Origin of the sequence: Amycolatopsis sp. NPDC049688 (genome assembly GCF_040674975.1) — a bacterium.
GTDB lineage: Bacteria > Actinomycetota > Actinomycetes > Mycobacteriales > Pseudonocardiaceae > Amycolatopsis.
The window spans coordinates 63,813-78,246 of the sequence record NZ_JBFANY010000008.1; the positions used below are offsets into that span (position 1 = coordinate 63,813).

Below are 14,434 nucleotides of genomic sequence, written 5' to 3' on the forward strand. Positions count from 1 at the left end.
CGGTGCTGCGGACGCGAGCGGGCCTGCGGGGCGGGTAGGCGGCCGAATTCAGCGCGGTTGCGCGGAGTTCGCTCGGCGGGTGCTGTGGTGGGCTTCGCCTGCCCGGCCGAGGCACCGGACCGTTGCTCCGGCCGGGCATCGGGACAGGACCGCCGGCTTCAATGGTCCGGTCCTCGACCGGCCTGGGGCAAGGCCGCCGAACTCCAGTGGTTCGGTCCTCTTGGCCGATCCCTCGATGCCTGGCCTCGGGGGCTCGCCGGGCCCCGGCCCGCTGGGGCATGCGGGCCGGGGCCGGTGCCCGGGCCGGGCGGCTCGCAGGCTCACCCGAGCTCCGGAATCCGGTGGATGCGCTGCACAGTGTGGCTTGGCGCGGATGCCGGATCCCGGTTCGTGCGTGGCCTGCCGGCTCCTCGGTGCCTGGCCTCGGGGGGCCGGCGCCCGGGCCGGGTGGCTCGCAGGCTCACCCGAGCTCCGGAACTCGGTGGATGCGTGAGAGGTGGCGGGCTCGCCGGAACTCCGGAAGCCGGGGGATGCGCTGAGAAGGTGGCCGGCTAGCCCGGACTCCAGGTTCCGGTGGATGCGCTGTAGTTGGGCTTGAGCGGATGCCGGATCCCGGTTCGTGCGTGTCCGGTGGTGGGGTAGGCGTGGGCGTCCTGCCCCGAAGCCGCGCATGGGCTTCTGCTGTCAAGCCGCGTCCGATGTGGAGGGGTGGGGCTCTGGTGGCTCCTCTGGGGGTCGGGGTGCTGGTTCCGGGGCGAGGCGGGCGCGGTCGGCCAGGTATCTGAGCTTCGTCAGGTGGCGCTGGACCAGGCCTGCTCGGCGGGCTTCGTCGAGCGTTGCGCGGGCTAGCGTGTTCTGTCTTCGGCGGCGGTGGCGGCCGCCTGGAAGGTCGGGGTTCATCTTGGGCTCCTCTGCTGTGGGGTTCACTCGATCGTGTGGTTCTGGCGCGCTCGATCGGGTGGATAACAAGGTTGTCTCGGGAAGAACTCGTTCTAGAACCGTTGGGCCACCTGGGTGCTTACGCGGTGCGCCTTCCGGAGTCCTTTGCACGGATGCGGCGAGAGAACAGACCGTCCACAGTGGGAGCACGGCTGCGGGGTGAATGTGGGGCCAATCACTGGCCCGGGGTGGCGCCGTGCGCTGCTGCGCACGGCGTCTTCCCTGGTGGCGCCCCCGGCAGGACTCGAACCTGCGACCTAGAGATTAGAAGGCTCTTGCTCTATCCAGCTGAGCTACGAGGGCCCGCGCCGACGGCCGCTGCCGGTGACCCGGCACTGGCAGCTTAGTCGTCGCCATCCACTCGATCGTTCGACACCGGCGAATCGTTTCAGGTCTCGTTCGACGTAATTCGCGAAAGTGGGCAGGTCCTCCTCCTGTGTCCGGGGAAGTGCTGAGCGTGACCGAGCGGGGTTCTCCCCGCGGCCGGAACCTGTAATCTGACGGTCAGAAGGCTCTTGCTCGGTCCAGCCAGAACCCTGCTCGCCCGACCCGCGGCCGGGCAGGCAGCGCCCTGCGCCGCTGCTTGCCCGCCGCAACGGGCGTAGCCGGGCCTGCGCGAATTCCGGGAACCTCCCTCCTCCGGTCGCCCCCGTCCGCGAACACCCACTGCAGCCTCCTGTGGCGTCTTTCGAGGCCATACGCGGGCTGCTGAGCCCCATGGGCCCGCTCGCCGGCCACCCCGCGCGCAGGGCGCCGCTCAGGGACTGCGGAATGCCGCCCGGCAAGCCCGTGGGCACGCCCGCAGGTGGGTCGTTGCGGGAAGCGGTCGCGAACCTCAGCCCCCCTCGGCGGCCACGCCGCGGGCGGGGCGTTGCTCAGGGACCGCGAAACGCTGCCTTGGGCGCCCGTGGGCGCGCCCCGCCGCTGGGGCGCGCCCACGGTGGGGCTGTTGCGGGGAGGTAGCCCCAGGCCCGCGCCCCTCGGCGGCCGCCTCCGCGCGCCCTCCGCTTAAGGGGCGCCCGCGGGTGGGGCCGCTGCGGTAAGTGGTTGCGGACCTCGAACCCCTCGGTGGCCACCCGTCGCGTGGGGCGTTGCACAGGGGCCGTGAAACGCCGCCGTGGGGGCCCGTGGGCGCGCCCCGCCGCTGAGGCGCGCCCACGGGGTGGGGCCGCTGCGGGGAAGCGGCCCCGGTCGGGCCCGGCCGTCGCCGCGAGCCGGCTCTCCCCCTGGAGCGGACGGCGGGCGGGCCCGGGTCATGGGATCACTCCCAGATCTGGATGCCGCGGACCAGGAAGGGGGCGTCCGGCACGTAAGTGCCCCCACCCGGATAGGTGACGAAATCTCCCTCCGTCGAGCATTCCTCGTCCTGGTACACGGTGACGTCACGGGTCATCAGATTCGCGAACGACGACCCGTCGAATCCTTCCGGTAGCGGGAGGCATTCCTCGGTATTGGCCGAGCGCAGGTCGAAACGCTGGATTTTCCCGCCGTAGCCGTCGGACGGCCAGACGCAGAACTCGCCCTTGCGGCAACCGGGATCGGTGTCGGCGTGAGCGGCTCCGACGCTGGTCAGCAGGCCGATCATGGCCAGGACCACGATGTGCGGCAGGCGGGAACGAAGACGACGAGCAGACATGGTGGATTTCCCCTCCGGAATCGCGGCTCGCGGGCCGCGGTGAACGTGTGATTCCAGATTGGCGGGCGGTGGGGGATCTGTCAGCCCGCAATTTCGATTCTGTGGACAACCGGCCGGTGCGGGAATGGTTGTCCACAGGTCCGCGATCAGGGGCTTGCGGAAAAGGGGGGACGGTGTTACACGGGACCCGTGCTGCCGCGAACCACCAGCGAAACCGGCACCTCAGACGAAGCCGCGACCGAAGCCGAAGCCGCGACCGAAGCCGAAGCCGGAGCCGCGACCGAAGCCGGAGCCGAGACCGACCCCGAGTCCAGCAACGAAAGCACCAGCTCCCCGGCAATCCGCCCCTTGGCCACGAGATCCTGCCGAACCGTGGTCAACGGCGGCGACGACCAGGACGCCGGCGGACTGTCGTCGAACCCGGCCACCGAAAGCTCACCCGGCACGGCGATCCCGAGCTGCCGCGCCGCCGCGAGCACCGCCAGCGCGAGCTGGTCGGACATGCACAGCACCGCGCTCGGCCGCGGTGTCGCCCCGAGCAGCGCAAACGCGCCGTCCAACGCGCTCTCCGCACTCAGCCCGGCAGCCTCGTGCAAAACGACCTCGCACGCTTCCAGCTCGCCGAGGTACCCGGCCAGCCGCTCCCGCGTGTCGCGGAACGCGGCACCGGCCGCCTCCCCAGCGGTCAGCGCGCCTCCACCCGGCCGCACGTGGCTGTGCGCGGCGAAGATCCCGAACCGCCGGTGCCCCAGTTCCCGCAGGTGGCGGGCGGCCAGCGCCGCGCCGAGCCGGTCCTGGCAGCCGATCCGCGCCGCGCCCGGCACCAGCGGCTGGTCGATCACCACGAGCGGCAGCCCCCGCGTCCGCACCGAATCCAGCGCCGGGGCGCCGTCGGCCAGCGAATACGCGACCGCGATGTCGGCCTGCGCGGCCAGCACCCGCTCGGCGGGCGGCCCGCCCTGCGCGCCGCCCGGCAGGAGCAGCAGCGCGTGCCCCCGGGGATCGACCACCCGCGCCAGCGCGTCGAGCGTCAGCGACAACGCCGGGTCGGAAAACGCCGTCGACAGCGACGTGTCGAGCAGGACGGCGATCGCGCCCGTCCGGCTGGTCGCGAGGCTGCGCGCGGTCGGGTCCGGACCGGCGTAGCCCAGCTCCGCCGCCACCCGCAGCACCTCGTCCCGCAGCCGCGCGGACAGCTGGTCGGGCCGGTTGTAGGCGTTCGAGACAGTGGCTCGCGAGACCCCGGCAGCGGCGGCGACGTCGTCGAGCGTGGGACGGCGGCGCCGGGTCATCCGCGCAGTCTAGCCGTGGACATTCTGAAGCGCTTCAGTCACGCTGGAAACCATGCAGGACCGGACCGCCGTCTTCACCGTGTTCGCGCTCAACGGCCTCGCGCTGGGTTCCTGGGCCTCGCGCACCCCCGCGCTGTCCGCGCAGGTACACGCCTCGCCGGGCGTGTTCGGCCTGGCGCTGCTCGGCGCGAGCGCCGGGATGCTCGCCGCCGCTTCGGTGTCCGGGCGGCTGATCGAGCGGGCGGGCGCCCGGGCGGTCGTCGCGGGCAGCACCGCGATGGCGGCCGTCTCGCTGGTGCTGATCGGCTTCGCGCCGACTGTCCCGCTGCTGGCCGGGGCCCTGCTGGTGATCGGCGCGAGCGTCGGGATGCTCGACGTCGCCATGAACGTCGCCGGGGTGGCGGTGGAACGCCGGCTCGGCAGGCCCGTCATGTCGGTCTTCCACGCGGGGTTCAGCTTCGGCGCGCTCGCCGGTTCGCTGGCCGCGGGCCTCGCCGCCGGCCACGGCTGGTCCCCGGCGCGCCACCTCACCGTGGCCGCCGTCGTCGCCGTCGCGGTCCTGCTGCTCATCGTCCGCGCGGTGCCGGGGATCCGCCCGGAACACACCGAGGAACCCGTGGTCACGCCGAGCCGCCCGCCGATCCGCCGTCCGGTGCTGTGGCTGCTCGCCGCGGTCGCGCTGTGCTCGGCCATCGCCGAGGGCGCTTCCTCGGACTGGTCCGCGCTGCTGATGACCGTCGAACGCGGCGTCGGCCAGGGCGCCGCGGCGCTGGCGTTCGCCGGGTTCCAGCTGGTCATGGCGCTGGCCCGGCTGGGAGGACCGTGGGCGCAACGCCGGTTCGGCCCGACCCGCTGTCTCGCCGCGGGCGCCGCACTGGCCGCGGCCGGCCTGCTCGCCGCGGCCGCGATCCCGCTCGCTGCCGTGGGCTACCTTGGCTTCGCGATCGCCGGCGCCGGTCTCGCGGCGTCGTTCCCCCTCGCCCTCAGCCTCGCCGGGGACGCGGGCAAACGCGGCGACGGCACCGGCGGCGAGCGCGAGATCGGCTTCGTCACGGCCATCGCCTACACCGGGTTCCTCGGCGGCCCGCCGATCGTCGGCGGCATCGCCCAGGTGGCCGGCTACGACGTCGCGTTCGGCTTCGCCGCGCTCGTCGCCGCGCTGATCCTGCCCGCCGCCGTGGCCGCCCGGCGGTCGCGACGGCGGGAGGAAGCGGACGCGATGATCGGCCGGTAGCCGTTCCGGGCACGAAATCCGTGTCGCGAACCGGGTTTCCGCCACGGCCCGGGCGTTGACAGTCTCCCGGTGCGCGAGGCAAGCTGAACCCCGTCGGTAAACTGAAATGAATACGGCGACGTTTCAATTTCAGGTCGGCTGATCAAGGTAGGGGCCTTGGTCCGGGGAGGACGTCGTGAGGGTTGTGCTGCTCGGCGGCGCGGGGGCGCTCGCCGGCCGGAGCGGGCGGTTCGGCGGGACGGGACATACGCTCGTGCAGGACGCCGTGCCGCGGCTCGTGCTGGTGCCGGTCGCGTTCCGGCTAGCGCTGTTCCTGCAGGCGGTGTGGTCCGGCGGCCCGCTGAGCGCACCGGTGCTCTGGCTCGCGGTCGTGCTCTACCTCGTACCGAACCTGCTCGAAGTGGGCTGGGTCTTCCGCCGGGCCACCGGCATCCGGCCGGTGCTGGCCGCCGACACCGCGTACACGCTCATCACCAGCCTCGCCGCGGCCGCGTTCGCGGCCCGGTCACCCGAGCTGCTGACCTTGGCCTGGCCCAACATCATGGGCACCGTCATGGTCTGGACCCTGCTGCGCGGGGCGCCGGCCGGGGCGGTCGCGATCGCCGGTGCGCTGCTCCTGCGGTACGGCATGGCCGCGGTGTCGGGCACCTCGGCGCCCGCGACGTGGATCCTGCTCGCCCTGGTCGCGGCGGCCGTCACGGCGCTGGCCATCGTGCTGCTCGTCGCCGGCGCGATGCGGTTCGCCCTCGGCCTCGGCGAGCAGCGCGGCCGGGCCGCCGAGCGGGAACGGCACCGCCGGGACGTCCACGACACCGTCCTGCAGGTGATGGAGTCCCTCGCGCTGCCGGCGCCCGGGGACACCCTCGATCCCCGGGGCAGCCTCGACCAGGTCCGCCGCACGGCCCGGGCGCACGCCCTGCGCCTGCGGCTCAGCCTCGACGGCGACGCGCCCGCCGAGCCGGGCGGGCTCGAACACCGCCTCGGCGCCCTGGCCGTCGAGATGACGGCCGAGGGCCTGCGCGTCGACCTCGTCGTGCTCGCGAAGCCCACCGACGTCCCCGAAGCCGTCGTCAACGCGCTTCACGACGCAACGCGCGAAGCGCTGCGAAACACGTTGAAGCACGCGAGAACCGCGAAGGCCGTGGTGTGCCTCGAAGCCCGCGAAGGCACCGTCACGGTCTCCGTACGCGACCACGGGACGGGCTTCGACCTCGGCGCCCGCCGCGCCGGGTTCGGCATCGAGAACTCGATCCACGCGCGGCTGGCCGAGATCGACGGCGCCGCGCGCATCGACTCCGCGCCCGGCCACGGCACCCGCGTCGTGCTGACCGCGCCGTTAGAGCTGCGTTTCCCCGTCGGGTGACTCGCGCCACTGGGCGAACGGGCGGTCCAGCGTCCACTTGCCGGCGGATTCGGTGAGGACGCGGTGTTCGCAGGTCGCCGGGTTGGACAGGGACTCGAACAGCTCGATGCTCCAGCCGAAGAGCCGGCGGCACAGCAGCCGCAGCGTGAGCCCGTGCGAGACGATCAGCACGGTGTCCGGGTGAGTTTCGTCGCGCTGCCGCAGGTCCGACAGGAACGCCGCGACGCGGTCGTCGACGTCCGCGCCCGACTCGCCGAAGGGCAGCCGGTAGAAGAAGTGCCCGAACTCGTTGCGCCGCGCCTTCTGGACCTCCTGGTCGGCCGGGTCCTGCAGGTTGCCCCAGTCCTGCTCGCGCAGCCGCGGCTCCTGGACCAGCCGCTCGCACGAAGCCCGGATGTCCAGCAGCCGCAACGTCTCCCGCGTGCGCAGGTACGGGCTGACGTACACCGCGGGCCGCTCGCCGTCGAGTAACCGCCGGATCTCCGGCGCCACCGCCGCGGCCTCCTGCCGTCCCTTGTCCGTCAGCGGCAGCGCGTGGTCGGGGATCCGCGTGTAGGCGAGTTCGTCGACGTTGCCGAGCGACTCGGCGTGCCGCAGCAGGATCAGCTTCACGGCGCCATCCTGCCCGTCACGCGGGCCTGACGGGGGCGGGGCATACCCTCAGGGGCGTGTCCAGCGAGCCCGTGACGAAACCCGAGGTCCCCACGCAGCGCCGGGCGAGCGTGCTGCCCCTGCTCTCGGTCGGGGTGCTGCTGGCCGCCGTGGTCGCGATCGGCCTGATCGCGCTCACCGGCGGAGCCGGCTACGCCATCGCCGGGCTGCCCGATCCGGGGCTGGTCACCAAGTACGGCATCACCGTCATGCGCGTGCTGTCCGAAGCCGCGTCGGTGATCTGCGTCGGGTCGCTGCTGCTGGCCGCCTTCCTGGTGCCGCCGCAGAAGTCCGGGACGCTCGGGCCCGACGGCTACGGGGCACTGCGTGCGGCAGGCGTCGCCGCCTGGGTGTGGTTCGGCGCGGCCCTGCTTTCGGTCGCCTTCACCGCCGCCGACACGGCCGGGAAGCCGTTCGGCGACGTCCTGGACCCGCAGACGCTGCTCGACCTCGTCGGCGCCATCGAACAGCCGAAAGCGTGGCTGTGGACGGCGCTGATCGCGATCCTCGTCGCGCTCGGCTGCCGGCTCGCGCTGTCCTGGGGCTGGACGGCGGTGCTGTTCTTCATGGCCGTCGTCGGGCTGGTCCCGGTCGCGGTCACCGGGCACTCGGCCAGCGGCGGCTCGCACGACGTCGCCACCAACAGCCTCCTGTTCCACCTGGTCGCCGCCGCGCTCTGGGTCGGCGGGCTGGTCGCGCTGCTGGCCCTGGGCTACCGCCGCGGGACCCACCTGAGCCTGGCCGCGCAGCGGTTCTCGCGGCTGGCGCTGGTCTGCTGGATCGTGATGGCGCTCTCCGGCGCGGTCAACGCGCTGGTCCGGATCGGCCTGAACGACCTGTTCACCACCGACTACGGCCTGCTCGTCGTGGCCAAGACGGTCGCGCTGCTGCTGCTCGGGGTGTTCGGTCACCAGCAGCGCGAAAAGGGCGTCGCGAACCTCGTGGACGGCAAGGGCGGCGCCCAGCTGCTGCGGCTGGCCGCGGTCGAGATCCTGATCATGTTCGTCACCATCGGCATCGCCTCCGGGCTGGCCAGGACGCCGCCACCGGCGGACGCGATCACCCAGCCGTCGACCACCGAGCTGCTGATCGGCTACGACCTCGACGGCGCGCCGACGGCGTTGCGGCTGCTCTTCGACACCCGCTTCGACCTGGTCTACGGCACCCTGGCGCTGGTGCTCGGCGGCCTGTACCTCGCCGGGGTGCGGCGGCTGCTGCAGCGGGGCGACAGCTGGCCGGTGGGCCGCACGGTCGTCTGGATCGCCGGCTGCGTGGTGCTGCTGATCGCGACGTCGTCCGGGATCGGCCGGTACGCGCCCGCGATGTTCAGCGTCCACATGGGCAACCACATGCTGCTGTCGATGGTGGCGCCGGTGCTGTTCGTCCTCGGCGGGCCGGTGACGCTGGCGCTGCGCGCGCTGCCGGCCGCGGGCAAGGACGCCCCGCCCGGACCGCGCGAGTGGCTCGTCGCCTTCGTGCACTCCCCGGTGTCGCGGTTCCTGACCCACCCCGTCGTCGCGCTGCTGCTGTTCGTCGGGTCGTTCTACGCGCTGTACTTCTCCGGCCTGTTCGACACCGCGCTGAACTACCACTGGGCGCACCTGGCGATGAACGGCCACTTCCTGCTCGCCGGGTACGTCTTCTACTGGCCGGTGATCGGCGTGGACCCGTCGCCGCGGCGGATCCCGTACCTCGGCCGGCTCGGGATGATGTTCGCCGCGATGCCGTTCCACGCGTTCTTCGGCGTGATCCTGATGAGCAAGCAGACGGTCATCGGGCAGGCGTTCTACAGCCAGCTGCACCTGCCGTGGGTCCCCGACCTGCTCACCGACCAGCGGCTCGGCGGCGGTATCGCCTGGGCCGCCGGCGAGGTCCCGGTGCTGCTGGTCCTGGTCGCGCTGCTCGTGCAGTGGTCACGTCAGGACGAGCGCGAGGCGAAGCGGCGTGACCGGCGCGAAGCGGCCACCGGCGACGAAGAGCTGAACGCCTACAACGCGATGCTGAAGAACCTCGCCGAGGGCAACCGACCCTCGGGTTCCAGTTGAGGTTGAGGGCTCGCCGGGACGCCGAAAACTGCGCTTCCGGTGATCCCGGGCTGACTTTCGGTAGTCCGGTGGTGACCGGCGTCAGGCCGCGATCACGTGCGCTCTACGATCGTGGGTATGGCCGAGTTCATCTACACCATGAAGAAGGTGCGCAAGACCGTCGGGGACAAGGTCATCCTCGACGACGTCAGCACCGCGTTCTACCCCGGCGCCAAGATCGGCGTGGTCGGGCCGAACGGTGCCGGTAAGTCCACCGTTCTCAAGATCATGGCGGGGATCGAGCAGGCCAGCAACGGCGAAGCGTTCCTCCAGCCCGGCGCCTCGGTCGGCATCCTCATGCAGGAGCCGGAGCTCAACGAGGAGAAGACGGTCCGGCAGAACGTCGAGGAGGGCCTCGGCGAGGTCAAGGTCAAGCTGGACCGCTACAACGAGGTCCTCAAGCTGATGGAGACCGACTACAGCGAAGAGCTGCTCGAGGAGATGGGCAAGCTCCAGGAGGAGCTGGACCACGCCGACGCCTGGGAGCTCGACTCGACCGTCGAGCAGGCCATGGACGCGCTGCGCTGCCCGCCGCCGGACGAGGGCGTCACCCACCTCTCCGGTGGTGAGCGCCGCCGGGTCGCGCTGTGCAAGCTCCTGCTGTCGGCGCCCGACCTGCTGCTGCTCGACGAGCCCACCAACCACCTGGACGCCGAGAGTGTCCTGTGGCTGGAGCAGTTCCTGGCCCGCTACGCCGGCGCTGTCCTCGCCGTCACCCACGACCGGTACTTCCTCGACAACGTGGCCCAGTGGATCATGGAGCTGGACCGCGGCCGCGTCGTCGGCTACGAGGGCAACTACTCGACGTACCTGGAGAAGAAGCGCGAGCGCCTCGAGGTCCAGGGCAAGAAGGACGCGAAGCTCGCCAAGCGGCTGAAGTCCGAGCTCGAGTGGGTGCGGTCCAACGCCAAGGCGCGCCAGACGAAGTCCCGCTCGCGCCTCGACCGCTACGAGGAGATGGCGGCGGAGGCGGACAAGCACCGCAAGCTCGACTTCGAGGAGATCCAGATCCCGCCGGGCCCGCGGCTGGGCAACGTCGTGGTCGAGGTCGAGAAGCTCAAGAAGGGCTTCGACGACCGGGTCCTCATCGACGGCCTGTCGTTCGATCTGCCCCGCAACGGCATCGTCGGCGTGATCGGCCCGAACGGCGTCGGCAAGACCACGCTGTTCAAGACCATCGTCGGGCTCGAGAAGGCCGACGACGGCGTGGTCAAGATCGGCGAGACGGTCAAACTGTCCTATGTGGACCAGTCGCGGGCCGGGATCGACCCGGACAAGACGGTCTGGGAAGTCGTCTCGGACAAGCTCGACTACATCCACGTCGGGCAGACCGAAATGCCGTCGCGCGCGTACGTCAGCGCGTTCGGCTTCAAGGGCCCGGACCAGCAGAAGCCGGCGGGTGTGCTCTCCGGTGGTGAGCGCAACCGGCTCAACCTGGCGCTGACGCTCAAGCAGGGCGGGAACCTGATCCTGCTCGACGAGCCGACCAACGACCTGGACGTCGAGACGCTGGGCTCGCTGGAGAACGCGCTGGAGCAGTTCCCCGGCTGCGCCGTGGTGATTTCGCACGACCGGTGGTTCCTCGACCGGGTCGCGACGCACATCCTGGCCTGGGAGGGCACGGACGAAGATCCGGCCAAGTGGTTCTGGTTCGAGGGCAACTTCGAAGGGTACGAGAAGAACAAGGTGGAGCGGATGGGCGCCGAGGCTGCCCGCCCGCACCGTGTCACCCATCGCAAGCTGACCCGCGACTGAGGGGGCGGGTTTCCCCGTGGAAGCCAGCAAACCGCATTGGACGGGCCCGGCTCCGTCGACCGCCGCCTCCGCGGGAGGACGTGCGTCGGCGGGCCGAATGGAGGGCGGGCGCTCCGCCAATGCCGGGGGAACCCTTTCCGCAGTCGGCCGGTTGATCGAGCGGGCGGACGCCCTGCACCTGCGGGCGCCCGAGCTCGCGTTGGTCCTGGGTGAGCGCGCAGCCGCGTTGTCCGAGGCGGCCGGTGCCGACGAGCAGTGGATCCGGGCCGAGAGCCTGGTCGTGTCTTCGCGCGTCCGGCTCGGTGACCGGCCGGGCACAGTCGGTCGCGCGGTCGCGGCTCTGCGCGCGGCCGAACACGCCGGCTACGGCGACATTGCCGCGCGGCTGCGCATCGATCTCGCGGTGTGCGCCCGCAGCCTCGGCGTGCCGCTGACCGGACTCGCCGCGCTGCGGCCGGTGCTGACCGATCCGGTGGTGTCGCCGGTGCACCGCGCGGCCGCGCTGTGCCACCTGGTGGGCTGCCTGGGCCAGCTGGGGCGCAAGTCGGAGCTGGACCGGGTGCTCGTCGAGGCGGACAAGCTCGTCGTCGGCGACGACTCGCTGGGTGCGGACACCCAGCTGCTGGTGCGGGCGCTGCTGCGCGTCGGCACGGCGGCCCACCGGCGCCGCCACGGCGACCTGACGGCGGCGGCCGACGCGGCCCGGACGGGACTGGGGTTCCTGGAGAAGCTGGACAACCCGGCCGACGACGGCGGCCTGGTCCGCATCCGGCTGGTGCTGCTGCTGGTGAGCACGCTGCTGGACCGCGGTGACACGGAAATGGCGTACGAGATCGCCGAGCCGGTACTGGCCGAGCCGGTCCGGGCGGCGGGTGTGGCGCCGATGGGGTGGCTCCGGCTGGCCGTCGCCACCCGGGTCCACCTGCCGGCGGGCGCGGGCGAGGCGGCGACCGAGCTGGTCCGCGAAGCGGTGGCGAGCACCGGCCGGCACGGGCTGCCGTCGGTCACCGCGCGGCTGTGGCTGGAGCTGGCCCAGCTGGAAGAGCGGTTCGGCCAGGCGGAGGAGGCCATCGCGTGCCTGTACCGCTCACGCGCGGCGGAGCAGTTGCACGCCCGCGCGAAGCGGCAGGCGTGCAGCGTGCTGGCCGGCGAGTTCGGGACCGGGGAACCGGCGTCGGTCGATCTGGACGAGGTGCTGAAGGCGGTGCCGTCACGGCCGGTCCCGGCGGCGCCCGCGGCGGTTTCGGTGCCGGTCCCGCAGCCCGAGCCGGCCCCGGCGTGGTCGTTCGGCCGCGGGGAGGAAGCGCCGCGGCAGCCGGCGTGGTCGTTCGAACGGCCGCGAGTGCCGGCGGACGTGACCGAGACGACGTTGATGCCGGCGATCCGCGACGACGCCCCGCCGCCGGCGGCCCGGGTCCGGCCCGAACCGGCGGTGGTGGAGCGGCGGCCGGAGGGCCGGGAGGCTGCTGAGGCGAGACCGGGCCGTGGGGTCGCCGAGCCGCGGCCGGCTGAGCTGCGGCCTGCGGTGGAGGTGCGGTCCGAGGGTGCCGGGTCGCGGGAGCCGGAGTTCCGGGCCGGGGCTGCTGAGGTTCGTGGGGCGCCGGAGTTTCGGGCTGGGGCCGCTGACTCGCGCGAGGCGGGATATCGGGCCGAGTCCGCTGAGGTGCGCGGGGCGCGGGAGCCGGACTTTCGGGTTGGGGCCGAGCCGCGGGAGCCGGGATATCGGGCCGAGTCCGCTGAGGTGCGTGGGGCCCGAGAGCCGGACTTTCGGGCTGGGGCTGCTGAGGTGCGTGGAGCGCGCGAGGCGGAGCACCGGATTGAGTCCGCCGAGGGGCGTGCGGTTCGGGAGCCGGAGTTCCGGGCCGGGTCGCGGGAGCCAGAGCTCCGGGCTGAGCCTGCTGAGTTGCGTGGGGCGCGAGAACCGGAGTTCCGGGCCGAGCCTGCTGAGTTGCGTGGGGCGCGAGAACCGGAGTACCGGATCGAGTCCGCCGAGTCGCCGTCGGTGCGGGAACCCGATCACCGGGCCGAGCCCGCCGAGCGGCAGGCCGACGAGCCCGGCTACCGGTCCGACGTGGCCGAGACACAGCCGGCGCCGAGTGCCGACAGCGGCAAGACCAAGTTTTCCTGGGCCGCCCTGGCCGAGGCGCGGCTGCGGGAGACCGCCGCCGAGCGGGAGTCGGCGCCCACGCGGGTCACGCCGGCCCTGCCGCTCGCGCCCGCGCCCGCCGCCGAGCGGGAATCGTACGAACGGCCGCGCGAACCGCAGCCGTCCACGCGGCACGATGCCGAACACGGGTCGGTCGCCGCGCGGTCGGTGCTCGACCGGCTGGGCATCTCCGCCGCCGGGGGTGCGGGCGGCCGCCGCCGGGCCGAAGACGCCGACAGCCCCCGCACGGAGGAACCGGCGCGCCCCGCCGAGCTGGCGCCGCCGCCGCGACCGGAGGACGAACCGCCCTCGGTGCCGGACTACCGCGACGAAGCCGAGCCCTGGCTGCCGCGGCTGCGGATGCCACCGTCCCTGGAGCCGATGGAGGACTTCGGCCACTGGACGCCGGCGACGGCCCCGTTCCCGGAGAGCTACGCCCGCGCGATCGCTGAGGACGAGCCGCCCCCGGACGCCGGGCTCGCGGATCTGCTCGCCCGCGCACTGGCCGAGCACCAGGCGGGCACGGCCAGCGCGGCCGCGCTGGTCAAGCAGCTGGGTTCGCAGGACACGAGCCGCCGCAACGGCCACGGCCGCAACGGCCACGGCGCCGAGGTGCCGGACACCCGCGGCCACGGTTCCCGCGACTGACGCCGGCGGCTGCCTCTCGCGGCGGTGGATGGTGGTTCGGCTCGGGCGCCCGGGTGCCGGAACCCGCGGCCGCGGTTCCCGTGGCTGACGTGGGCGGTCGGCTCTGGCAATGGCCACGGCGCCGAGGTGCTGGACCACCCGTGGCCGCGGTTCCCGTGACTGACGTGGGCGGTCGGCTCTCGCAACTGCCACGGCGCCGAGGTGCCGGAACCCGCGGCCACGGTTCCCGCGACTGACGTCGGCGGCCGCCCCTCGCGGCGGTGGATGGTGGTTCGGCTCGGGCGCCAAGGTGGCCGGGTTCCCGCGCTCGACTGATCGGCGCGCGCCGACCCGCTGACGGCGGGCGGCCGGTGCGAAACCCCAGCCGCCGGGGGCGCCCCCCGTTTTCCACACTACCGGCCACCACCGACAGTTTCGCCGTCGCCGTTGACCCTGCGGACAGTTCACCCGCACCGGGGTCCGGTCGCCGAGACACCCCGATTCGTCGCCGACCTGCCGCCCGGCCAACTCCGTGGGATCCGTCGCACCCCGGCGTCGCCGACCGGCCGACAGCGTTCGCCCAACGGCAACGCGCCCGATCAACTGAACCGATCACGTTGGCCTCCACGTCCGGTAACGCTCCCCGAGCACGGCTGGTCAGCGCCGCGCAGCGGCCTCGGAGACAACCCGTCAGTAGCTTGACCGAT

At 72.9% G+C, this 14,434-nt stretch carries 8 protein-coding genes and 1 tRNA gene; 5 read left to right on the forward strand and 4 right to left on the reverse strand.

Annotated features, from left to right (window positions below; translation table 11 throughout):
• Nucleotides 1-1,165: 1,165 nt before the first annotated feature.
• The 3 genes from AB0J55_RS25600 to AB0J55_RS25610 form a co-directional block, all read right to left on the reverse strand.
• Nucleotides 1,166-1,242 (reverse strand) — tRNA-Arg (locus AB0J55_RS25600).
• A gap of 958 nt (nucleotides 1,243-2,200) precedes the next feature.
• Nucleotides 2,201-2,575, reverse strand: a complete 375-nt coding sequence (locus tag AB0J55_RS25605; RefSeq protein WP_364253263.1) for a peptidase inhibitor family I36 protein — start codon at nucleotides 2,573-2,575, stop codon at nucleotides 2,201-2,203.
• Nucleotides 2,576-2,751: 176 nt separating this feature from the next.
• Nucleotides 2,752-3,867 (reverse strand): LacI family DNA-binding transcriptional regulator, encoded by a 1,116-nt coding sequence (locus AB0J55_RS25610; protein ID WP_364253266.1) that lies wholly within the window; start codon nucleotides 3,865-3,867, stop codon nucleotides 2,752-2,754.
• A 52-nt stretch (nucleotides 3,868-3,919) separates the two neighbouring features.
• Here AB0J55_RS25610 and AB0J55_RS25615 point away from each other — a divergent pair, with 52 nt between their 5' ends.
• Together AB0J55_RS25615 and AB0J55_RS25620 are read left to right on the forward strand one after the other, a co-directional pair.
• On the forward strand, nucleotides 3,920-5,101 hold the full coding sequence (locus AB0J55_RS25615; RefSeq protein WP_364253269.1) for an MFS transporter: 1,182 nt from the start codon (nucleotides 3,920-3,922) through the stop codon (nucleotides 5,099-5,101).
• 184 nt (nucleotides 5,102-5,285) lie between these two features.
• Complete coding sequence (locus AB0J55_RS25620; protein ID WP_364253822.1) at nucleotides 5,286-6,464, forward strand: ATP-binding protein; 1,179 nt, start codon at nucleotides 5,286-5,288, stop codon at nucleotides 6,462-6,464.
• Here AB0J55_RS25620 and AB0J55_RS25625 read toward each other — a convergent pair.
• Nucleotides 6,438-7,076 carry a phosphoglycerate mutase family protein gene (locus AB0J55_RS25625; protein WP_364253271.1) on the reverse strand — a complete coding sequence of 213 codons (639 nt, stop codon included), beginning with the start codon at nucleotides 7,074-7,076 and terminating at the stop codon, nucleotides 6,438-6,440. The genes AB0J55_RS25620 and AB0J55_RS25625 overlap by 27 nt on opposite strands.
• 56 nt (nucleotides 7,077-7,132) lie before the next feature.
• On the opposite strand from AB0J55_RS25625, the gene AB0J55_RS25630 reads away from it, so the two are divergent.
• The 3 genes from AB0J55_RS25630 to AB0J55_RS25640 all read left to right on the forward strand — a co-directional run bounded on the left by AB0J55_RS25630 (nucleotide 7,133) and on the right by AB0J55_RS25640 (nucleotide 13,748).
• Nucleotides 7,133-9,160: a cytochrome c oxidase assembly protein gene (locus AB0J55_RS25630; RefSeq protein ID WP_364253274.1), complete on the forward strand. Its 2,028-nt coding sequence runs from the start codon at nucleotides 7,133-7,135 to the stop codon at nucleotides 9,158-9,160.
• Between the two features lie 117 nt (nucleotides 9,161-9,277).
• Nucleotides 9,278-10,954: an energy-dependent translational throttle protein EttA gene (gene ettA / locus AB0J55_RS25635; RefSeq protein WP_364253277.1), complete on the forward strand. Its 1,677-nt coding sequence runs from the start codon at nucleotides 9,278-9,280 to the stop codon at nucleotides 10,952-10,954.
• A gap of 97 nt (nucleotides 10,955-11,051) precedes the next feature.
• A complete protein-coding gene (locus AB0J55_RS25640; protein WP_364253280.1) occupies nucleotides 11,052-13,748 on the forward strand; it encodes a hypothetical protein in 2,697 nt (898 codons plus the stop codon).
• The last annotated feature ends 686 nt before the right edge of the window (nucleotides 13,749-14,434 follow it).

Coding starts and splice junctions, on each gene's coding strand:
- AB0J55_RS25605 (WP_364253263.1), bottom strand. CDS start 2,575: ATGTCTGCTCGTCGTCTTCGTTCCCGCCTGCCGCACATCGTGGTCCTG.
- AB0J55_RS25610 (WP_364253266.1), bottom strand. CDS start 3,867: ATGACCCGGCGCCGCCGTCCCACGCTCGACGACGTCGCCGCCGCTGCC.
- AB0J55_RS25615 (WP_364253269.1), top strand. CDS start 3,920: ATGCAGGACCGGACCGCCGTCTTCACCGTGTTCGCGCTCAACGGCCTC.
- ettA (WP_364253277.1), top strand. CDS start 9,278: ATGGCCGAGTTCATCTACACCATGAAGAAGGTGCGCAAGACCGTCGGG.
- AB0J55_RS25640 (WP_364253280.1), top strand. CDS start 11,052: ATGGAGGGCGGGCGCTCCGCCAATGCCGGGGGAACCCTTTCCGCAGTC.